The sequence below is a fragment of the Priestia sp. P5_B4 genome (assembly GCF_056400385.1).
Window position 1 is genome coordinate 1 of the sequence record NZ_JBFULJ010001250.1, and the last position, 840, is coordinate 840.

General features: G+C 32.4%; 3 protein-coding genes. 1 reads left to right on the forward strand and 2 read right to left on the reverse strand.

Translation table 11 applies throughout. The features are described from left to right. Together AC1DRF_RS30275 and AC1DRF_RS30280 are read right to left on the reverse strand one after the other, a co-directional pair. On the reverse strand, positions 1–229 hold a 229-nt coding region (locus AC1DRF_RS30275; protein ID WP_477742607.1), incomplete at its 3' end, for a DNA-binding protein. A gap of 80 nt (positions 230–309) precedes the next feature. Next, positions 310–495 (reverse strand): hypothetical protein, encoded by a 186-nt coding sequence (locus AC1DRF_RS30280; RefSeq protein WP_025749995.1) that lies wholly within the window; start codon positions 493–495, stop codon positions 310–312. 110 nt (positions 496–605) lie between these two features. On the opposite strand from AC1DRF_RS30280, the gene AC1DRF_RS30285 reads away from it, so the two are divergent. Further along, positions 606–791, forward strand: coding sequence for a hypothetical protein (locus AC1DRF_RS30285; RefSeq protein WP_097823113.1), 186 nt, complete (start codon positions 606–608; stop codon positions 789–791). The last annotated feature ends 49 nt before the right edge of the window (positions 792–840 follow it).

Genomic DNA, 840 nt, shown 5'->3' on the forward strand with positions numbered 1-840 from the left:
GATAATAGGTAGTCCCTTTCAGCTCTATCTTTGGAGCTCCGGGATATTTAGTTAACAGTTCTTCAATTTCACCTTTGCTTAAGTGAAAGTGATAGTGTAGATCTTTTTCTTTAATCAAATAAGGATATTTTGATTTTCTTTGAGGTTTGCTGAAATTCTTTAAACCGTCGCCTATAAAATAACCAAGGGCAGCCAATCCTAACGCTAACCAAAAAAAGTTCATTTCCAAAGCAGGATACCCCCAAACATTCCCATAAAATAAATCCCAACATAAAATTCATAAAAAAGAGACCTTACTTTATAACGCCTCTACAGATTAGCCAGCTTTTTATCAGCTATAAACTTCATAAGTATACCTGCACCTGAAACATTTAATACGATGCTGCTACCTAAAATAACACCATATAGTAATCCCGTAATATGTAATGTTAAAGTCAAAATCAAAAAGACTGTTCCTGTACCGACTAGAACTAATCCCAAGCTTCGATTATCCATCTATTTCACCGCCCAAAAAAGTAAATATAGTTATATTTTAACATAATTACACTTGTTTTACTTTTAAATGTTAAAATACACTTATTAATAACCAGGGAGATTATAGAATCATGAAAAAAGTTATATCGTTTTTGATTTCTACCTTGTGCGGTAGCTTAGTTCTTTCTGGACTATCTTTTTCTGATGGTTACGAGCAAATGAGCTTAAACCATTTTCTAGACCAAATAATGTTTGGATTTATGTATATTGCACCGTTTGTAATTATATTAGGAATTCCTTATGGTTTCTTTAGTTAAGAATGGAGAGTTGATATGAAAACAACTAATAGCGAAGAGTTAGACGTCC